This window comes from Streptomyces sp. NPDC032745 (assembly GCF_055579465.1).
Genome location: NZ_JBVING010000021.1, coordinates 73412 through 92591 on the forward strand (window position 1 = coordinate 73412; position 19180 = coordinate 92591).

21 protein-coding genes and 3 pseudogenes are annotated in these 19180 nt (G+C 69.5%); 13 read left to right on the forward strand and 11 right to left on the reverse strand.

Annotation, left to right across the window (positions count from 1 at the left end):
* Window positions 1–66: 66 nt before the first annotated feature.
* A complete protein-coding gene (locus ACZ5WG_RS37160; protein ID WP_468729042.1) occupies window positions 67–648 on the forward strand; it encodes a DUF2231 domain-containing protein in 582 nt (193 codons plus the stop codon).
* Between the two features lie 88 nt (window positions 649–736).
* Here ACZ5WG_RS37160 and ACZ5WG_RS37165 read toward each other — a convergent pair whose 3' ends face one another.
* Window positions 737–1240, reverse strand: coding sequence for a hemerythrin domain-containing protein (locus tag ACZ5WG_RS37165; RefSeq protein WP_468729044.1), 504 nt, complete (start codon window positions 1238–1240; stop codon window positions 737–739).
* A gap of 190 nt (window positions 1241–1430) precedes the next feature.
* Here ACZ5WG_RS37165 and ACZ5WG_RS37170 point away from each other — a divergent pair, with 190 nt between their 5' ends.
* Window positions 1431–1973: a hypothetical protein gene (locus ACZ5WG_RS37170; protein ID WP_468729046.1), complete on the forward strand. Its 543-nt coding sequence runs from the start codon at window positions 1431–1433 to the stop codon at window positions 1971–1973.
* Window position 1974: 1 nt separating this feature from the next.
* Entirely contained in the window at window positions 1975–2451 is a 477-nt protein-coding gene (locus tag ACZ5WG_RS37175) for a hypothetical protein (protein WP_468729047.1), read from the forward strand.
* 163 nt (window positions 2452–2614) lie between these two features.
* Here the strand turns inward: ACZ5WG_RS37175 and ACZ5WG_RS37180 are convergent, their stop codons facing one another.
* A complete protein-coding gene (locus tag ACZ5WG_RS37180; protein WP_468729049.1) occupies window positions 2615–2794 on the reverse strand; it encodes a CsbD family protein in 180 nt (59 codons plus the stop codon).
* A gap of 354 nt (window positions 2795–3148) precedes the next feature.
* Here ACZ5WG_RS37180 and ACZ5WG_RS37185 point away from each other — a divergent pair, with 354 nt between their 5' ends.
* Window positions 3149–5578, forward strand: a complete 2430-nt coding sequence (locus ACZ5WG_RS37185) for a SpoIIE family protein phosphatase (RefSeq protein WP_468729050.1) — start codon at window positions 3149–3151, stop codon at window positions 5576–5578.
* A 195-nt stretch (window positions 5579–5773) separates the two neighbouring features.
* Window positions 5774–6136, forward strand: a complete 363-nt coding sequence (locus ACZ5WG_RS37190; protein ID WP_468729052.1) for an STAS domain-containing protein — start codon at window positions 5774–5776, stop codon at window positions 6134–6136.
* Window positions 6137–6338: 202 nt separating this feature from the next.
* On the opposite strand, the pseudogene ACZ5WG_RS37195 reads toward ACZ5WG_RS37190, so the two are convergent.
* Together ACZ5WG_RS37195 and ACZ5WG_RS37200 are read right to left on the reverse strand one after the other, a co-directional pair.
* Window positions 6339–6895 (reverse strand): annotated as a pseudogene (locus ACZ5WG_RS37195) (glutamate synthase-related protein); the annotation flags it as partial.
* A gap of 154 nt (window positions 6896–7049) precedes the next feature.
* Window positions 7050–7418, reverse strand: a complete 369-nt coding sequence (locus tag ACZ5WG_RS37200; protein ID WP_468729054.1) for a PRC-barrel domain containing protein — start codon at window positions 7416–7418, stop codon at window positions 7050–7052.
* 438 nt (window positions 7419–7856) lie between these two features.
* Between ACZ5WG_RS37200 and ACZ5WG_RS37205 the strand changes: the two genes are divergently transcribed.
* A complete protein-coding gene (locus ACZ5WG_RS37205; RefSeq protein WP_468729055.1) occupies window positions 7857–8072 on the forward strand; it encodes a hypothetical protein in 216 nt (71 codons plus the stop codon).
* A gap of 246 nt (window positions 8073–8318) precedes the next feature.
* Here the strand turns inward: ACZ5WG_RS37205 and ACZ5WG_RS37210 are convergent, their stop codons facing one another.
* On the reverse strand, window positions 8319–8474 hold the full coding sequence (locus tag ACZ5WG_RS37210; protein WP_383517336.1) for a DUF6131 family protein: 156 nt from the start codon (window positions 8472–8474) through the stop codon (window positions 8319–8321).
* Between the two features lie 227 nt (window positions 8475–8701).
* On the opposite strand from ACZ5WG_RS37210, the pseudogene ACZ5WG_RS37215 reads away from it, so the two are divergent.
* Window positions 8702–9165, forward strand: a pseudogene (locus tag ACZ5WG_RS37215) (DUF4230 domain-containing protein); the annotation flags it as partial.
* Window positions 9166–9199: 34 nt separating this feature from the next.
* Here the strand turns inward: ACZ5WG_RS37215 and ACZ5WG_RS37220 are convergent.
* Window positions 9200–9655 carry a VOC family protein gene (locus ACZ5WG_RS37220; protein ID WP_468729057.1) on the reverse strand — a complete coding sequence of 152 codons (456 nt, stop codon included), beginning with the start codon at window positions 9653–9655 and terminating at the stop codon, window positions 9200–9202.
* Window positions 9656–9751: 96 nt separating this feature from the next.
* Window positions 9752–10129, reverse strand: coding sequence for a hypothetical protein (locus ACZ5WG_RS37225; protein WP_468729058.1), 378 nt, complete (start codon window positions 10127–10129; stop codon window positions 9752–9754).
* A gap of 173 nt (window positions 10130–10302) precedes the next feature.
* Between ACZ5WG_RS37225 and ACZ5WG_RS37230 the strand changes: the two genes are divergently transcribed.
* From ACZ5WG_RS37230 to ACZ5WG_RS37240, 3 genes are all read left to right on the forward strand, one after another.
* Complete coding sequence (locus tag ACZ5WG_RS37230; RefSeq protein WP_468729060.1) at window positions 10303–10788, forward strand: DUF2975 domain-containing protein; 486 nt, start codon at window positions 10303–10305, stop codon at window positions 10786–10788.
* On the forward strand, window positions 10788–11009 hold the full coding sequence (locus ACZ5WG_RS37235) for a helix-turn-helix domain-containing protein (RefSeq protein ID WP_468729062.1): 222 nt from the start codon (window positions 10788–10790) through the stop codon (window positions 11007–11009). The genes ACZ5WG_RS37230 and ACZ5WG_RS37235 overlap by 1 nt, the downstream gene beginning before the upstream one ends.
* 378 nt (window positions 11010–11387) lie before the next feature.
* Entirely contained in the window at window positions 11388–12146 is a 759-nt protein-coding gene (locus ACZ5WG_RS37240) for a U32 family peptidase (protein ID WP_468729063.1), read from the forward strand.
* A gap of 225 nt (window positions 12147–12371) precedes the next feature.
* Here the strand turns inward: ACZ5WG_RS37240 and ACZ5WG_RS37245 are convergent, their stop codons facing one another.
* Both ACZ5WG_RS37245 and ACZ5WG_RS37250 read right to left on the reverse strand, forming a co-directional pair.
* A complete protein-coding gene (locus ACZ5WG_RS37245) occupies window positions 12372–12911 on the reverse strand; it encodes a GNAT family N-acetyltransferase (protein ID WP_468729065.1) in 540 nt (179 codons plus the stop codon).
* Window positions 12912–12997: 86 nt separating this feature from the next.
* Window positions 12998–13384: pseudogene (locus ACZ5WG_RS37250) on the reverse strand (GNAT family N-acetyltransferase); the annotation flags it as partial.
* 240 nt (window positions 13385–13624) lie between these two features.
* Between ACZ5WG_RS37250 and ACZ5WG_RS37255 the strand changes: the two are divergent.
* Together ACZ5WG_RS37255 and ACZ5WG_RS37260 are read left to right on the forward strand one after the other, a co-directional pair.
* Window positions 13625–14713 carry an alpha/beta hydrolase gene (locus ACZ5WG_RS37255; protein ID WP_468729066.1) on the forward strand — a complete coding sequence of 363 codons (1089 nt, stop codon included), beginning with the start codon at window positions 13625–13627 and terminating at the stop codon, window positions 14711–14713.
* A gap of 545 nt (window positions 14714–15258) precedes the next feature.
* Complete coding sequence (locus ACZ5WG_RS37260; RefSeq protein ID WP_468729068.1) at window positions 15259–16263, forward strand: winged helix-turn-helix domain-containing protein; 1005 nt, start codon at window positions 15259–15261, stop codon at window positions 16261–16263.
* A gap of 36 nt (window positions 16264–16299) precedes the next feature.
* Here ACZ5WG_RS37260 and ACZ5WG_RS37265 read toward each other — a convergent pair whose 3' ends face one another.
* Entirely contained in the window at window positions 16300–16920 is a 621-nt protein-coding gene (locus ACZ5WG_RS37265) for an RICIN domain-containing protein (protein WP_468729069.1), read from the reverse strand.
* A gap of 442 nt (window positions 16921–17362) precedes the next feature.
* Complete coding sequence (locus ACZ5WG_RS37270) at window positions 17363–17791, reverse strand: hypothetical protein (protein ID WP_468729071.1); 429 nt, start codon at window positions 17789–17791, stop codon at window positions 17363–17365.
* Window positions 17792–18103: 312 nt separating this feature from the next.
* Here ACZ5WG_RS37270 and ACZ5WG_RS37275 point away from each other — a divergent pair, with 312 nt between their 5' ends.
* The gene (locus ACZ5WG_RS37275) at window positions 18104–19144 is read left to right on the forward strand and encodes a vWA domain-containing protein (RefSeq protein WP_468729072.1); all 1041 of its coding nucleotides are present in this window, start codon (window positions 18104–18106) and stop codon (window positions 19142–19144) included.
* The last annotated feature ends 36 nt before the right edge of the window (window positions 19145–19180 follow it).

The following is a 19180-nucleotide window of genomic DNA, read 5'->3' on the forward strand; positions in this document are numbered from 1 at the left end:
GCAGGCCGTTCGGGTGCAGTCGCGGCCGGGGTGGGATGGCGGCCGGATGCCGGGTAGGCGTCGTGTATGGACGCACACACCCTCGATACCTCGACGACGGCCGGGCACGCCGCGGCACTCGACACCGCATCCGCATGGTGGCTGACGGCGCTGGACCGGCTCGAACGGACGACGGTGGCCGATCCGGCGATCGGGGTCCTCCAGCGCGGAATCCGCTCGCTCCCCCTGGGAGGGATGCGTGATCTGCTGCGCGGCAGGCCGCTGGGCCACCCTGTGCATCCCGTACTGGTCCAGGTACCGATCGGCTGCTGGCTGTCAGCCGCTGTACTGGACGTCGTACCGGGTACACAGCGCGCGGCAACGACCCTCACCGCCGTCGGGCTGGCCGGGGTCGCCCCGGCAGCGGTCGCCGGCTGGGTGGACTGGGCGGACCTGCCGCCCGAGCAGGCCCGGGTAGGGCTGGCCCACGCGGTCTCCAACGTGGCTGCGGTGGCCTGCTACACCGCGTCCCTGACGGCTCGGCTCCGCGGCCGCTCGGCGAAGGGCAGGCTGTGGTCATGGGGCGGGCTGACGGCAGTCGCCGTCACCGGTGCGCTGGGCGGCCACGTGGCCTATCGGCAGGCCGTCGGAGCACATCCCGCAACCTAAGGGCCGTCCCCTCGCCCCGTGCAAGGCGATGCCGACGATCGCCAGGAGGCGCCCCGGCCCTGCCCGGGCCCCGGCGCCGCCGTCGTCGTCATCCCCGTACGACGGCGCGCACGTTCCCGATGCTGCCGCAGTCGGCCGCGAGGTGCCGCTGCCGCTCCCGCAGGAACGCCGCCCCGAGCTCGGCCCTCCGCTCGTCCGGCACGTTCTCCCTGGCGCCGTTGAGGATCGTCCGCTCCTCCTCGTCGAGGTGGTGGGAGACCGCCTTGACCAGGTCCTCCAGGCGCGCGTCCCACTCGTCGGAACCCACCTCGGACACCTCGAGCAGCGCCAGGAGCGCCTCGTTGCCCTCGGCGTGCTCCTCGGAACCGTGCTCGACCTCCTCGTTGTCGACGTCCTTGAACCTCTTCAGCGCGCCGTACACCTCGGACTCCTCGGCCTCTCCGTGCGCGATGAGGAGGGCGGAGAACTTCGCGAGGGCGCCTGCACGGTCCTCCTCCACACTGCGCATCCGGCGAAAGAGGTCCTCCATCGTGCGGTGGTCCTTGAGGATCACGGCGACGACGTCCTGGCTCTCCTGCTTGTCCGCGGCCATGCCACGTACCTCCTGCTCTCGGTCTTCCTGTTCCCGGTCTTCCTGTTCCCGGTCTTCGCTCCGGCGCCTGCTCGATGGCAGCGAGTTCAAACCCGGCTGCCCTGGCCGGCACCCCGCCCGTACGTGTTTCCACGGCGCCCACCGGGGCAGCCGCGTCAAGAGAGAAGAGCCCCCGGAACGGAGGCCGGAGATGTCAACCAATTCGCTGATAGCCGTCATCGTCGTGGCGGCGGTCGTCGTGCTCGCGCTCACGGCGCTGCTGTGGACGCTGGCCCGGCGACGCCACCTGCGTGAACAGTTCGGGCCGGAGTACGACCGCACCGTCGAGGAGCGGGGCGACAAGCGCTCCGCCGAGCGGGATCTGCGCGCCCGGGAAGAGCGGCACGACCGGCTCGACATCAAGGAGCTGTCGCCCGGGCGCCGGGACCAGTACGCGGACGAGTGGACGCGTGTGCAGCAGCAGTTCGTGGACCGGCCGGAAGGTTCCGTGGCACAGGCCGACGAGCTCCTGACCCGGCTGATGGGTGAGCGCGGCTATCCCACCGAGGGGTACGACGGGCAGCTGCGGGACCTGTCGGTGGAGCACGGGCGCACGCTCGAGCAGTACCGGGCCGCACATGCCGTCAAGGTGCGCAGCGGTGCGGGAGAGGCGACGACAGAGGAGCTGCGCGGGGCGATGGTGCACTACCGCGCCCTGTTCGAGGAGCTGCTCTCTGACCAGAGGAGCCGATGACATGCGTGAAAACGAGGAGAAGGCGGGACGGGAGTCCGAGCCCGTCCTGACGACGGAAGACCTCGCACGTCCGGCGCCGCCCCGTGACCAGGGCGCGGCCGTCTACCCGGGCGAGGCCACCGGCGGGCGGGACGAGGCGACGCAGGTGCCGGCGGACCAGCCAGCCGGTGAGCAGGAGCCGGAGCCGGGCCGCGAACCCGAGGGCGATGAGGAGCCGCTGCTGGGCGCCGCGGAGGCGGAGCGGTACCGCACCACGTGGAGCGAGATCCAGGGCCGGTTCGTCGACGACCCTCGGGAGGCGGTCCGGTCGGCGGACGCCCTGGTGGCGGAGGTCATGCAGAGGTTCGCGGGCACCCTCGCCGAACACCGGAGCGGGCTGGAGAAGCAGTGGGACCGGGGGGAGCAGGTGGCCACCGAGGACCTGAGGCAGGCCCTGCGGGCCTACCGTTCGCTCGTCAACCGGTTGCTCGACACCTGAGCCGCACGCCCGAGGGGGACGGTCCGGATGAGGGGACGCTCCGTGCGGCCGTGCGGCCGTGCACATCATGTTCTCGAGCTTGTGGGTGCCCCGCCGGGCCACTGCCCGGCGGGGCACCCTCTGCGTACATCGCAGGCCGTACGAGCCCGGGGCGGGACGCAGGTCAAGACCTGCCCGTGGCCTTCTTCGCCTTGTCCGAGGCCTTCGACGTCATCTCCTCGGCCTTGCCGCTCATCCGCTCGGCCGCCCCTTCCGCCTGCATGCCCTTGTCGTCCATGGCGCTGCCGGCGGTCTCCTTGATCTTGCCCTTGACCTGCTTGGCCTTTCCCTTTGCCTTGCTCATGACGAGGTCTTCCTTTCCTTGAGGGGTTGCCGCCCACCCTGCTTCCATGGCAGGCGTCCCGCAATCCGTGCCGGACCGACCGGTATCAGGTGCCTGGCGATCCGGAATTCCTTGACGAACGCCGCGCAGACGACGCCGAGGTCGGCCGGCTTGCGGCCGGTGACCAGGGTCGGGGGGTCGCCTTGTACACCCGTACGGGCTCGTCCACCCGAATGCTGCGAGACCCTGGTGGTTCCTGGGCGTACGCGACGTCGGGGAGCGTGCCCGCTACGCGGTCGCCCTCGTCGCCTACCCCGTCGGACGCACCTCAACCTGCGCACGCCGCGCCGTGCACGGCCGTGCCATGCTCGAGGCATGAAGGGCGACGCCGCGGGTGAGGGCGCCGCACCCGAGGTGCTGGCGCTCGCCAAGGTGGTGGCCAGGCTGCGATCGGAAATCGTGGACCTGGAAGGCGTCGCCGCGACCACGGCCGTCGTCGAACGGGCCAAGGGCGTACTGATGGCCCGGGCGGGCGTATCCGCCGACACTGCCTACGAAATGCTCCTCGGCCGCGCCGGTGAGCGGGGCCGCACCCTGTTGGAGGAGTGCTGGATCCTCCTGGGGCGGATGCGCTCGCACCCGCCGCCCGGGCGCGCACCCTCAGACCCACCCACAGCCCCCGCGGCCGCCGTCATAGGGAACGAGCCGGCCGCCCCTGTCTTCAGCGCCGGAGGCCGTCTCGTGGGCGGCGCCGCGCTGCGCCCGCTCCTGGCCCGGCTCGCAGACGGCCTGGCGACGGCTCGCGGGGGCGATGACATCGCGGAGCTGCTGCGGACCACGCTGGGCGGGGACGCCGACGTGGATGCGGTGATGATCTACTCCCTGGCCTCCGCCGGGAGCCTGGAGCTGACCGGCCGCGCCGGCATCGACGAGGAGCTCGCCGAGCAATGGCGCCACATCCCCCCGCTCAGCGGCGTCGCCGCCCACGAGGCCATCGCCGGACGCCGGGCCCTGTGGCTGGAGGACCCCGCCGAGGACGCCCGCCGCTACCTGCTCATCGCGGAGCCGCCGGACCGGTGGCCCTCGCGAGCCTGGCTCCCCGTACCCGCCGAAGGGCCCCCGACGGCTGCCATCGGCTTCCTGCGCACGAAGCCGGGCCCCTTCGCGGCCGACACCCGGGCGCTGCTGCGGCGGGCGGCCCGGTTGTGCGCGGGCCCGCTGGGGGTAGCGGAGCGGCCCCGGGACGCCGACGCCGAGGGGACCCCGGACGGCGTCGACGTGGCGTCCGTCCAGCGCATGCTGGACGTGCTGGCCGGACCCGCGATCCTGCTCACCCCGTTGCGCTCGGAGGCGGGCGAGGTGGAGGACTACCGCATCGACGCGGCGGCGCCCGAGGCGGTGGACGTGGCCGGGCGGCGCGGCAGGGAACTCGTGGGCCGCCGGATCCTGGAGACGTACCCGACCGTGGCGGGCACCTCACTGTGGGACGGCTACCTGAAGACCCTCACCACGGGAACCAGGTACGAGGGAGAGCCCTTCACCTATGAGGAGGTGATCGCCGGCGTCCCGCGGCAGTCCGTCTACTCGGTCCGGGCATCGAGGCTGGGAGAGCGTCTGGTCGTGTCCTGGATCCGCCACGACACCAGCGAGCGCGAGGCCCGGCGGCTCGCCGACATGCAGCGGCTGGGCAACCTCGGATGGGCGGGCTGGAACCTGACGACGGACACCATCACCTGGTCCGATCAGGTCTACGCCATCTTCGACCGCGATCCCCGGGACGGGCCGATGACACTGGACGAGCTGCCACGACACCTCTTGCCGGACGACCTTCCGAGGCTGGGCGCGGCAGTCGAACGGCTGCTGAGCGAGGGGGAAGCCGTCGACCAGCCGTTCCGTATCGCCACCGCGCACGGCGTGCGACACCTGCGGATCGTCGCCGAGGCCCAGACGGACGCCGACGGCACCCCGGTCGAGGTGCACGGCTTCTTCCAGGACCTCAGTGCGCAGCGCGGCGCCGAGCTCGCGCTGCTCGAGAGCGAGCGCGCCGTCCTCCTCGAGCGCGGCATGCTCCAGGCGGAACGGGCTCTCGCCGCACGTCTCCAGGAGACCCTGCTGCCGATTCCCGAGCAGTCCCTGGAGCTGGCCGGCTTGTGCATCGACGTCGCCTACGTACCCGCAGACCGGGGGGTCAACGTCAGCGGCGACTGGTACAGCGCCATCGAACTGCCGGATGAAAGTGCCCTGTTCGTCGTCGGAGACGTGGCCGGCCACGGTCTGCCGGCCGTCGGCACCATGGCCCAACTGCGGTTCACCACGAAGGGCATGACGATCACCGGCTCGCCGCTCCCCGACGTCCTGCGCCGGCTCAACACGCTTCTGCTCCATACCGCTTCGGATCCGTCCGGCGGCGCCAGCGCCACCATGGTCATGGCCCGGTATCAGCCCTGGGACCGGCGCCTGATCTGGGTACGGGCAGGTCACCTGCCCCCCTTGCTGGTCCGCGGCGACCGGGCGAGCTTCCTCGAGCAGCCTCCGGGCACGCTCCTCGGCGCCACGTTCGACACCTCCTACGGACAGGCCGTCATCGACCTGATGCCCGGCGACCACCTACTGCTCTACACCGACGGACTCGTGGAGGAACCGGGCGAGGACCTCGACGTCGGACTGGACCGGCTCGCCGCGACCACCCTGCGGCTCATCCGGGATGGGCAGGGCGAAACCCTCGCCCGTACGCTCGCCGCGCTGTGCCCGGGCAACCGCGACGACATCTGCGTCCTGGACATCCACGTCCCGGACGACCCGTGATCCGGCGCACCCGGGCGCGGGCGCGGCCTCGAATCGCCTGCCCTCCGTGCCCTCGGTGCGCTCGGTGCGCTCGGTGCCGCTTGGGCGGCAAGCAACGGGGTAGGCGCAACGCACCCCCCGAAAATCCCGGACGGGAGATGCCATGACAACCTCAGCGGTTCATCCGAGCGGGCAGGCGGCGGGGGTGTGTACGTGATGTCCACGGCGAGTGGAGAGCGTTTCACGGTCGAGGCGCAGTCCCTCCCCGGGGCCACCGTTCTGGTCATGGCGGGCGAACTCGACCACGACACCGCCGAGCCCCTGCGGCAGGCCCTGGACGCCACGTGGCAGGACGGCGGGAGGCTGCTCGTCGACCTGAGCCGGCTGGATTTCTGCGACTCCACAGGATTGAACGTGCTGTTGCACGGCCGACTCGCAATCCGGCAAGTCGGCGGCACCCTCGAACTGGTCGGGTTGCACCCGCCGGTCGCACGCATGTTCCACATCACGGGTGCGGACCGGCTGTTCCGGGTCCACGCCGATATGGAAGCCGCGCTGGCACATCCCCAGCACACGTAGCGGAGGAGCGCCCCTGGAAGAGGGCCGGGCACCGGACCGACCCGACGACTCCGAAGGCGGGTCCAGTGGGTATAGCGGGTCCGGGTCGGCCGCCTGCCCGTCTGATACCCGGTTGGCGGGCGCGCCGATGCGGGCAGTTGTCCGGGGCGAGCCACCTGTGGAGTCCGGGGTAGGAGCGGACGGTGTGCCGGTCCGCCCGCTGGGCGCGGGTGGCATCGGTGTAGTCGGCTCCCTGGAGCAGGCGTTTGACGAGGTCGCTGCCGGTGGCGACCTTGCCGCTGGCCCCGATCCGGATCCGGTCACGCAGCCCGACGCCCACGAGGGCGTTTGGCCTTGCACACGACGAGGAACGCCCGGCACGACCCCACGCACAGCTTGAACCCGACCGGTTTACCCTGGGCGAGGCCGCCTTCTCGGCGAACTGCCGCTCCTCGAAGCCGCCGCCGTGCGTCCTGCAGCCGAAGTGGCCGGTGCCGGTCTCCCAGACGAGGTCCCCGCCAGAGCGCGGGTGGCACTCCGACAGGCCGCCCTCCCCGGTGTCGTGGGCGAAGCCGCCCAGCCGGCCGCCGGTGTTGAGGGCGGGTACGGCGTCGGCCGACAGCGAATCGAAGCTCACCGCCGAGACGTTGAGCAGGCCATGACGTAGGGCCGGGTGCGGTAGAGGTCGCGTTCGGTACCGAACGGTTCCTCCGTGTCGGCGCCCTTGGCCCGCTCGTAGACGCCGCAGCGAGCCCCCGGCGCGAAGAGCAGGGGGCGGCCGCGCCCGACCAAGTGGTTTCGGCACATAGCGCTTGCGTCCCCGAGGTCCGGCCGCCGTTCAGCTCGTGTCTCGCGCGGGACGAGCCGGTGGGCCCGAACTCGAGGAGTTCTGGCCCACCGGCCCCAGGCAGTCAGGCAGTCAGGCAGTCAGCAATCAGGCACGCGGGGTGCCGAACGCGCCTCCGGTGCCGTAGTAGGTGCCCAGTTCCTCTCGATACCGGGCGTCACCGAGGTGCTCGTCCCGGTGGAACTCGGGGGCGTCCTTGATCTGGCCCTTGGTCCGGTCGACGAACACCTTCCGCTCCTCCGGGTCGATGCTGACGACGGTGCTCGCAGGCATCAGGACCTCCTTGCCGAAGATCCAGACCCCTGTGTCCACCACCAGGTAGGCGTCACCGACCTCGTCGGAGTGCTTGTCCACCTTGCCGATGCCGCCGTCGGTCGCCTCGACCTTGTAGCCGGTCAGATCGGTACCGGCCAGGTGGCCCGAGGTCGACTTGTAACTCCACACATGCTCAGTCACGCGAAAACAACTCCTCCGGTAAACAGGTAGACAGCGGACTGCAAGGAAATTCCCTGTCTCCCTTCCCCTTTTCCGTTCGTCGTGCCGGCGGTTTCCGTTCTCCGCCTGAACTCCGCCTGCCCCACTCCTGCGTCTTCATTCGCCGGGCTGGAATTCCCATTCGCGAACCTGTATGCCGGTGGCTTGACGCACCATGACCACATGGCCACCCCCGCGGACGCTTCACGGGACGGGTTCACGCCGGCGGAACCCGCGAGAACGGGCAGTCGCCGAGGCAGGCCAGAAGCTCGGCCGGACCGCCGGCGCAGAGCTCCCAGTTCGCGATCCTTGGCGGAGGTGACGAGCAGGACCTTCCATCCGGCCTCCGACAGCGTGCGAAGGAGCTCGGTGGCTCGTGCAGGGCGGGGGCCGGTCGAAGTGCGTGGCGTAGAGGGTGCCATGTGCGGCGCTCAGCAGGTCGTCGCCGGTGCGGTCACGATCCCCACCCAGGTGGTGGTCGAGGAGGTCTTCGCCGGGCAGGCCGATCGCCCGGTGGATGGGGCGCATGGGGACCTGGTGCCCGGATTGGCGCAGCGCTCCCCACCAGGAGGGGACGTGGAGGTGGCTGGTGTCCGTGAGGGTGCCGTCGATCTCGAAGAGGGCGGCGCGGATTGACCGCGCTCGACTGCCCGCGCCGCTGTGCGCGTCGAACCGCCGCAGGAGCTCCTGCTTCGGTTCCGTGCCGATCACCAAGTCGCCGTGCCGGCCTGCGAGCTCGCCCGAGCGCGGCCCGGAGACGGCGATCCCGATCGGGGGCGGCCCGTCGGAGAGGAACAAGCCGTCGAGCTGACACGGTCCGGCCATGGCGTACCGCATACCGGGCGACGCCCCGCCGTTCGGCCGCCGCCACCGGCCCAGCGGTTACCAGTAGTGTCGTCGGCCGCCGACCGCGTGCCCGACCGAGCCCAGGACCCACAACACCGCACCCACCACGAGCAGGATGACTCCGATGGTCCACAGGATGGAGATTCCGGTCAGAAAACCGATGAGCAGGAGGATAAGCCCGGCGAAAAGCATGGTGACCCCATTCTCGTGTTGGGAATTCGGCGGAGCAGTTGAATCCGCCGCAGTGCCTCAGATGGCGCCTACCCGAGAACTCCGTCTTTATCGATGGCGTCGGCCGGATGTTCTACATCGGGAGGCTCTCCCCGCGCTCGTACACGTCCTGCCGAGAGGGCCCGGCGGGGACGTGCCGCGTGCGGGGATTCCGTGCTGGAGCCGCGTCCACGGGGTATCCGCGGAACATGGAAACCTCTTCGGATCGGCCGGGCGGCCCGCGGCGCCCGCGGTGGGGGCGGATCGCTGCCTGCCTGGCGGTGGTCGTGGTGCCGATCGTGCTCGTGGAGCGCTTCAGCCCGGTTCCGGGCTTCGGCGGTCTCATCGGCGAGGAAACCCGGGACCGTTCCGGTCCCGCTCTGCCCAAGTCGATCCAGGACATGGCCCGTTACGAGGCAGCCGTCGGTAACTTCCACGTGGTCGTCGACCTCGGCGGACTTGCCGAGCGGACATCACCGTGAACGGCAACCGCACGAAGGCGTCGATCCGGCTGCCGCGCGCGGTGCTCGGCACGGCAACCCTCGACCCGAACCGTTCGTACGCGGTGTCGAAGCAGCGGGGCCTGCTGGACCGCATCGGCGATCTGTTCTCCGACAACCCGGCCGGTGAGCAGGCCGTACAGAAGCTCGCCGCGCAGCACATCAACGAAGCACACCACATGCGAGGGCGGCTGGGCCCCGAGGGGGTCATACCGCCTCGGGCCCATCGCCGCCGCGTGAGGCACTGGAGCCGCGCGGGGTGAGGTCTTCCCGGACGGCCGCAAGGACGAACGGATGCCCCGCCGGGTCGGTGTACCGGCGCAGTGTCGTGCGGCTGTCCGGCCGGGTGCCGTCGTCCTCCGCCGCCACGGGGCGTGCCCCTAGGGCCACGGCCTCGCGCTCGGCTTCGTCGAGGGAGTCCGCCGCCACCAGGATCCGCAGATGGGCCTGTTGAGAATCTTCCGGCGGCGGCCAGCTGGGTGACAGGTGATCCGGATCGCGGCGGACCCCGAGCACCACGCCGGTGTGGCCGGTGACGAGGATCATCTCTCCGTTGCCGCTGGTCGGACCCGGCGTGGCGCCGAGCAGCTCGGCATAGAACCGAGCCAGGGGCTCGGGTTCGGCGCAGTCCAGGACGAGAACACCTGTCTTGTGTACGGTCATGTAGCGCGTGTGCCCTGCGTCGTCGCCCGCACACACGGTTCGCGACCGTACGGGCCGTAAGCCTGCCGGTCCCCGGCCCGTCGGGGCGTTCCGTCATCATCGACGGGCCGGCTGCGGCGTCTTCCGCTCCCGGTGCCGCGCCCAAGAGGATGCGGTCTCCGTCAGCGTCACCACCCTGTGGTACCCAGCCGGGTGGGTCAGGTTGTACGGATCCATCGGATCCAGGCCGCGCGCAAAGTTGAGCAGGCCCGCCGTGCCCTTGACCACGCCGCCGGCAAAGTGGTTGAGCTCCACCGCCTGGCCGCCGTAGTGGTCGGTGATCCTGGCCAGTGCCCGGTCCGTCGCCGAGGGCTCCTTCGGAGCATGTTCCAGCGCTGCCTCCAGCGCCTCGGCCGCGGCCCCCGCCACCTCCTCACAGGCGTCGGAGGCGTGCAGCCAGTCGGTGCGGTGCGTCGCGCCCTTCTCGCGGAACACGTCGTCCTTCAGATGCTCCGCCGACTCCCGGATCGCCGCCGGGGACTACCGTGCACCAGCTCGTTCGCATGCTCGCCCTGCCCCAGCTGCTGCCGCCCACCCTCCACCCCCACCCTTGCTTAGCCTATCGAATTTCGATAGATTCCCATCGCAACTCGATGGAAGGATGGGCCATGGGAAAGCTGACCGTGCGTGCGCTGCGCGCCGTCCTCGTGGTGGTGCTCGCCGGCACCGCATTCGTACAGGTATTGATGGTGTGGGCGTTGGCCACCGACCCGGAGGACGGGTCGCTCCCGCTGACCCCGCTGCGCGTGATCACGATCCTGGGCATGGTGTCGGCCCAGGTCGCCCTGGTCTGCGTTTGGCGGCTGGTGACGATGGTGCGACGCGGAACCGTTTTCTCCCACGCCGCCTTCCGGTACGTGGACGGTGTGATCGGCGCGATCGTGGCGGCCGCCCTCCTGTGGTTCGCGGTCACGGCCGTCAATGCGCCGGGCCAGCGGGAGGACCCGGGCGTCACCGTCATCATGGCCGGGGTCGGCGTGGCCATCCTGGGGGTCGCGCTCATCGTCCTCGTGCTGCGGATGCTGCTCGCCCAGGCCGTCGCGCGCGACGTCGAAGCCGCGGGCATGCAGGCCGAGTTGGACGAGGTGATCTGATGCCGATCACCGTCGACATCGACGTGATGCTGGCCAGGCGGAAGATGTCCGTGGGCGAGCTCGCGGAACGCGTGGGGATCACGCCCGCCAACCTGGCGGTACTCAAGAACGGCCGCGCCAAGGCGGTGCGCTTCACGACGCTCGCCGCGCTCTGCGAGGTGCTCCGGTGCCAGCCAGGCGACCTGCTGCGCTGGGAGGCCGAGGACACCGCGGGCGGATGACGTGCCGGCGTGGCGGGCCGTCGCGGTGGTGCGACCGGAGGCATGGGACGTGGACGACACCGGCTTCCCAGGGCGGCACGTCGTCGCCCGGCGTGGCACACGCTGCGTTGGCCGGCGCCCCTGCCGTGAAGACCGAGACCCGAGACCTCGACTCGGCCGTGACGTCTCCCGTCCTCCGCCGTTGAGCTCGCCGACGCGTCGTCCGTCCGTGAGGAGCAACCGGCAATGCACCCGTTCTTCAGGGAAACCCGCTCATGGTTACGCGAGCTGGGCGTCCCCGACAGCGATCCGGATACGAACGCGATGGCTTCTGAGCGGACTTTCCCGGACGGCTGCCACTGGCGGATCGAGGCTCCCACGGTCAACACTGTTGAGGCCGTGGAGACACTGCTTTCACAAAGCGCACGGCGCGGATTCACGATCAATCGCGTCACCGAGACCTTCGGCCTGAGCCGGCATACGCTCGGCGAGATCCGCGACTACGTCGCCCTCGGACGCGAGTACGGTGCGCAGATCCTCATGTCGGTAGGGCCGCGGGCCGTCTACGACATCGGCGCGACGGTTCAGACCCCGGAGGGTGTCCGCGTCGGGTACCGGCTGCGCGGGCAGGAGCAGCTCGTCCGCGCCGTTGAGGACGTCCGGCGTGCGGTCGACGTCGGGGTGCGCGGATTCATCCTTCACGACGAGGGCCTGCTGTCCGTACTCGGCCGTCTGCGGGCCGCCGGGAAGATTCCCGAGGACACACACCTGAAGATCTCCGCGCACTGCGGGCTGGGAAACGGCGCCGCCGCCCAGGTACTGGAAAGACTCGGGGCGGACAGTGTCAACCCAGTGCGTGACCTGACACTTCCGATGATCGCGGCGCTGCGGAAGGCCGTGGAGATCCCGCTGGACGTGCACGTGGACAACACGAAGACATCGGGTGGGTTCATCCGCACCTACGAGGCGCCGGACTTCGTACGTGTGGCGTCTCCCGTCTACCTCAAGACGGGCAGCAGCGCGCTGTCGGGTCACAGCACTCAGGCGACGCCGGAGCAGACCGAGGGCATGCTCCGCCAGATGGAGATCACCGCTGAGTTCATGGACCGCCACTATCCCCAGGCTCGCCAGAGCCCGCCCCTGCGGGCAAGTGTCTGACAAACTCACCTCTTGTCGGACCGGCCCGCCGGCCGGCGGGCCGGCGGCTCCGGGCTCCGCCCGAGTCAGCACTGACACGGCCTCGGGAGACGCCTCCCGGAAGACCTGGCGGCCGACAAAGCGTACGACTCCCGCAGCAACCGCTCCTGCCTGCGCAGACGCGGGATCAAAGCGACTGTGCCGGTCGCAGCCATGAACGAGTGGCTGTGGCCAGGCGCGCCTCCGTCAGATCGCCGCTGCGTAGCACCGGAGACCCACCCTCTGCCCCGGGCTCCACTGCTGCTCGACCGTGGCCAGCAGTTGCCAGCCGAGCCGCTCGTACAAAGCTGCCGCCGCAGTGTCAGATGCCACCACGTCGAGCACCGGATGCACACCGCGATCCCGTGCCTCTGCGACGGCCCGCGCCATCAGCAATGCGCCGATCCCGTGGCCCCGGGCCGACGGAGCGACGTACAGCCGGCTGACCACAGCGGTCGCGTCGATACTCACCCCTGCACGAGCGCTCCACAGCCCAGGCGCCAGGTCTCCCTCGTCGCTCCGGGACAAGCCGACATGGCCGACAACGCGGCCGTTCAGTTCCGCCACCCACGACACAATGAGCGATGGCGGCGTGAGCCATGCGTGAGGGACGTCAGGCCAGTTCACCGGATAGCCGTCGCGCTCATGGACCTCTGCCAACACCCGCACACAGTCACTGAGATCGCGATCAGTCCGATACCGGACGCTTCGGGGCACGCTTTCGCCTGACACGCTGTCGCTCTTCACCGCGGCATGGAATCACAGCCCAAGGTCCGTGACCAGCCACTTTCACGTCGGTGCAGACATGGGTGCGACCACCGTTGACCCCCGCGTCACCGCAACGAGCGTGTGAGCCACACCACTTCACCGCTGTCTTCCATGGAGACGTGATCCCGCTCGAACCCGAGCTACTCGAGGACACGGAACGACGGCGTGTTCCACGTACCGACGGTCGCCCAGAGCCGTTTGCGCCCGGTCGCAATGGCGGCATCGAGCACCGCGCCGGCCGCCTCGGTGGCGTAGCCACTCCCATGCGCGTGCTGGAACAGCTCATACGCGATTTCGGGCTCCTCTACGGTGGAGCGGCCGATGATCAACCCGCAATAGCCGATGAAGTCGCCTTCGTCACGGCGTTGGATGGGCAGCAGCGCGATCCCCGTTGTCGCCGTTGCGGTGAGCAGCTTCGCGATGGCCGTTCGGGTGTGCTCAACGCCATGTGTGCTCGGCATGCTCCTGGTAGACACGGGCGGCCCGGGCGCTTCGCTCCGTCGTTGCTCTCCGGCACTGCCTGGCACCCGGCCGCGGCCGGCACCTCCGGGGTGCGCGGCCGCACTCATTTGAAGCCTAAACGACATTTATTGCATATTTTTGCAACCTTCGGGGTCGAGAAACACATCCAAAGAGGAGGACCCACCCGTTCTGCCCGCTCGAGGGCAGCCTCACTGTTCGGAGCGAAGTTCGTGCACGAGTACCCGCAGCCGCAGCAGCCCAGGCGATCCCGCAGGAAGGTGTGGATCGGCTCCGCGGTGGCCGTGGCCCTGCTCGCCGGCGCCGGTGCCGGGTTGATCCACTGGACGACGGACTGGTTCGACGGGAACGGAGAGTCCGTCAGCTACGCGAAGCCCTCCACCGGAGGGGACAAGGGCAAGGAGACCGGCGGCGGGAAGCAGACCTCCGCGCCGAGCGCGGACCCGGACATATCCCTCCCCACAGGTCCCCCCGCCGACTTCAAGCAGACGGTCAAGCTCGACGACGGCACCCGCATATCCAAGGCCCGGGTGAAGGGCCCCAAGTCCGGCTTCGAGGGCAGCGTCTGGGTGTGGACGCCCAAGGAGTACGACCGCCCGGAGTACGCGAAGAGCGCCTTCCCGGTCATAATCGCGCTGCCCGGAGGCAACGGGAACGCCGACAACTACTGGGCGACCATGCCGCAGCTGGGCCTCCAGAAGGCCGTCGCCGAGGGCGCCGCGGCCGGCAAGAGCCTCCCGTTCATCCTGCTCATGCCGATCCTCAACCCGGACAACAAGTACTACTACGACGGCTCCGACATCCCCGGCCAGGCCAAGATGGGCACCTGGATCGGCGAGGACGTACCCGACATCGCCCGGGCCAACTTCCGCACCTACAAATCCCGCGACGGCTGGGCCTTCATGGGCAACTCCTCCGGCGCCTTCGTCGGCCTCAAGCAGCTCCTGCAGAAGCCGGACCGCTTCCGGGCCGTCATAGCCAACGGCGGCGAGATCGTCCCCGACTCGCCGCTCTGGAAGGGCCACCAGGCGGAAATGGACGCGAACAACCCCGAGAAGCTCGCCCCGAAGCTGATCGGCAACAAGGGCCCCGAGGTGAACGTCCTCTTCCAGTACGGCACCAAGGAGGGTGGCCGTGACCGGATGGAGAAGTTCCAGCAGCAGTTCGGCAAGGGCCCGGTCAAGGTCACGATCCACGAGATCCAGGGCGGCGACCACAACGGCTGGGACTACGTCCGAGGCATGAAGGAAGGCCCCCTGGAAGAGCTCAGCAAGCTGATGAAGGGCCCGAAGCCGCAGTAAGCGGTGCGGGTGGGTCTCGCCGTCACCGGCGAGGCGGCGGCGATGCCGCCGCCCAGCTCTAGCCGAGTCACTCGAAGCTGTATGCCGACCGGCACCGCAGCTGCTGGGCCGAACGGCTCGACCGGCGGCTGCGACTCCTGCCCATAGGAGCCTGGGACGAGCCGCAGTTCTGAAACACCTGCGCCCCGGCCGAGTACGGCAGGGGCGAAAGACGCACACGGGGCGGCCGCAGCAACGGCTGAATGGCCGGCCGCCCCGCACTCCCCGCACCCGGAAACCGAGATGCGGAGCGATCCGATCGGCCCCTTGTGTACTGGGCGTAGCACTCCGACCGGGAGAAGGTCCCGGTGTACGTGTCGCGCGGAGCCGCGGTCGAAGACGTGGGTGTGCCTCTGGCACGGATGAAAGAGTCCGCCCGGACCGGTGCGGGATTCGACTCGTTTCGGTCTGTCCCGGAACGAGGGCGGTGGGGAGCATCGCTCGAAGAGGCAGGAGAGGAGGAAGGCGTGCTGCGGTTTCACTTCACTGCAGAGGATCTGGCGCGGGTGAAGGTCACTGTGCTGGGTCCGCTCGCGGAGACGGAGTTGAGCTTGTGGAACCTGCAGCGGCGTGACGGCAAGGCACTGTTCGGCGGCTGGCGTGCGCGCACGGGCCCGCTGGTCACAAGGGATGGGCCGGGCACCGCCCGGTTCCTCAGCCGGCCTGCCGGAGGGCTCGTGGACCTGTTCACCCTGGTGGGCGCGGTCGGCTGTATGGACGAGGGGCTGGAGCGGCTGAGCAGTGCGCCGGACCGTCGGCTGCGCGCGGAGTTCGCCGTGCTTCCGTGCACGGACAGGGGGCGGGCACCATGGCTGACCGAAGCGATGAATGCCGACCCGCGGGCCGTACGAAGGCTGGCCGCCGCACTGCAGGACTGCCACCGCGTCGCGGTGGCCCCGTACTGGGGACGAATCCACCAGCACCTGGACGGGGAAGTGGCTCGGCGCGGGCGGCTCATGGTGCAGGGCGGGGTGGGGGCACTGCTGGACAGTCTGCGCCCGATGGTCGTGTGGAAGCCCCCCGTGCTGGAGATCCCGGGCTATCTGCCGCTGGTCCACCCGGAGGCCGACCTCCACCTGGCGGGCCGTCCGCTCGTTCTGGCTCCATCGGTGTTCTGCGGGCCGGTCCCCCAGCTGTTCGCCGGCCCCCATGCCGACACGGTTGTCATGGTGTACCCGGCTCTGAACAGCCCGGTCGAGGCGGCCGGCCTATGGGCTCCCCCCGCCGATACACGCCAGGTCGATTCCCCGGTACCACCGGCTCTGTCCGCGCTCCTCGGCCGTACCAGGGCGGTCGTGCTGGGCGTGATAGCCGACCATCCCGCGTGCACTACGACGCAGCTCGCCCTGAGGGCAGGCATATCACCGGCCAGCGCCAGCGAGCACGCCACCACACTGCGCAGCGCCGGCCTGACCGCCCTCACGCGGGAGCGGAAGGCGGCCCTTCACACGCTGACCCATCTCGGCCTCACCCTGCTGAACACCAACGGTTCGGCCCCGTCCGGCACGTGAACACGGAACCTGCCGCGATGACGGCCGGCCGTGGAGTCAGTCCGTCCAGACATCCCACCACTGCTGCGACTGGAAGTTCTTCTGCCACAGCTGGATTCGGGCGCCGTTGCCCAGGACGTTCGCATCGCGGTCCATGACGATGTTCCCGCCGCCGTAGAAGCGGGCGTTGTAGAGCGCGCGGTCGCCCGACGGGTGGGACCAGCTCTGCTGCGGGGTGTTGTTGCAGTCCCAGATCTGTACCTTGGTGCCGTTGCGGCCGCCGCCGTTGAGGTCTGCGTCCAGGCACTTGCCGGGGAAGCGGTAGCTCTCCAGAGCGCCGTTGTTCCAGAGGTACCAACGCTGCTGGGTGGTGCCGTTGCACTGCCAGATCTGGACGACCGTGCCATTGCCACCGCCGTTCGCGTCCACGTCCAGGCACTGGGTCGTGGGGCGTTTGGCGAAGTCGTTGGTGATCCGCACGGGCTGGTTCAGTAATCGCTGCGGTGCGGCGGCCGTCACGCCCTGCGGCTGTGCGGTCCAGTGGACGGACCGGGGTACGTCTTGGGCCGGGGCGGCATTCGCACCTACGGCGTCGGCACCGGCGGTTCCGGTCAGGGCGGTGGCGAAGGCCACGGCGGTGACCGCGGTGACCGCGGCCGATCGGGTGATGCGGGGCATGTTCCCTCCAGGTTCCCGGGTGCACAAGGGCGGTGCGGCGGCACAACGAGGACGCACCTGGTGTGGGTTCAGGTGCGTCGGGTGCCGGGAGACAGCTGAACACAGCCCGGCCCGTCCGCGTCAGAGCGCCGATCCGGCCACGGAGGTCTTGGACTCAACGGAGTCGGGCCCCGCGGGCGGCACACGAGAAGGGCGGCCGCCCCCTGACAGGGGGTGGCAGGCCCGGCCCTGCCACCCCCGGCGCCCCGCGCCGGCCGCCCTTGCTCCTCGTGCCCGAGGCAGTCGGTGATCTCGCCTTCGAGAGCGGGCTTGAGGATCCCCTACGTCAGCGGCTGCAGCAGTCCGCCCTGGCAGGTCGTCCGGGGTGTCGGGCTCCAGCCCCGCGGGGCTGCGCTTCCTCCACGACCGGGTCTGTCAGTCGGGGCCACATCGCGCGTTCGGATCACCAAACGCGACCGCACCCGGCGGGTGCCTTCTCGGGGTAGTAGTTGCAGACGTTGATCATGACGTTGTCGACGTTGGACAAGGTCGTGTTGTACCTGCCGTTGGTCTTGACCCTCTGCATCGAGGTCCAGCGCCAGGCTCCGCCGTCGTACTTCCAGTAGCTGAGGTAGAGAGCGGCAGCCCAGCCGTCCCCACCGCAGTTGTCCGTGAGGGTGATGTCGAAGTAGGTGTTGTAGAGATCGCGCCCCTGAGCGGTGCCCGTGTAGCTGTAGTTGTAGATGCCCGAAGCTGAGGCGCAGCCGTTGGTGCTGGTGCCCAGGACACCCGCCGCCTCGGCGGTGCCGGAGAGCGCCATGGTGGCCGCCGCGGCCAAGGCCACGGCCATGCCGGTCTTACGGATCCTTGTAGCCGAAACCGATGTGCTCACTGCTGTCTCCCTCGTGTGATCGGGTGTTGAGGACGGCCGAGCTCGCTGTGGAACAGACGCCACGCGTCGGCATCGCTGCCGCTGGTCACCGCCGGGCGCCGTTGGTGGCGGGATGTAGGCCGTCCAGCCGGTATGGCCGGGGTTCCGCCCCACGCCGGATACAGATTCCGCCCTGGTCTGATGCGGAGTCGACTCGTTTCGGCCTGGCCCGAAGCGAGGACGGGCAGCAAGGGGACCGTGGCGGACCAAGATCGATTGTCAGTGGTGGGTGGGAGGATCGGAGCATCAAGTCGGAAAACGCGGGGAGCGGTCATGACCGGAAACCAGAACTACATCAATCACGTTGCTCTCGTGCTGGATGCCAGTTCGTCCATGTCACAGCTGAGTCGCAAGGTCGTCGAAGTCGCCGACCAGCAGATTGCATACCTGGCCCGCCGATCGCAGGAACTGGACCAGGAAACCCGCGTCACGGTGTACGTCTTCTCGAACAAGGTGGAGTGCGTCATCTACGACAAGGACGTGCTGCGCATGCCGTCCCTGAAGCAGCTGTACCGCGTCGGTGGAATGACGGCTCTGCTGGCGGCCACGCTGAAGTCCCAGCGGGAACTGGCGCAGACGGCTCAGCTTTACGGCGACCACAGCTTCCTGACGTTCGTACTGACCGACGGACAGGAGAACGCAAGTCATCGCTGTCCCGATGCCCCTGCCCGGAATCCGCGTGAACTGGTGCAGGGAGTGGCCACGATGATCGAGACACAGGAGGACAACTGGACTCTGGCCGTCCTTGTGCCGGACCAGATGGGCAAGCGCGAGGCCATGCAGTGCGGCTTCCCGAAGGACAACATCGCCATCTGGGACGCCACGAGCACTCAGGGTCTGGAAGAGGCCGGGCAGGTCATCCGGGAGGCCACCGAGAAATTCATGGTGGGCCGCACCAAGGGCATCCGGGGATCGCGGGCGGTGTTCTCCACGGGCGCAGAAGCAGTCAACAAAGACAGCATCAAGGCAGCCGGTCTCACCCCGGTGGACCTGTCGCAGTACCAGCTGATTCCCGTGTCTCGCGAAGCGGCGATCCGGGACTGGGTCATCGAGTGCGGGCACACTTACCGTACCGGTTGTGCGTTCTACCAGCTGAGCAAGTCGGAAAAGATCCAGGCACGGAAGCAGATCGCGGTGCTGGAGAAGAAGACGGATCGCGTCTACGCGGGACCGGAGGCCCGAGCCCTGCTCGGCCTGCCCGACACGGAAGTCCGCGTCAAGCCGGACCACAATGACGACTTCACGATCTTCGTGCAGAGCACCAGCGTCAACCGGAAGCTGGTGTCGAACACGCGGCTGCTGCTCATGACGTGACGGCCTGGCGCCTGCGAGGCCCTGCCGCGCGGAGTC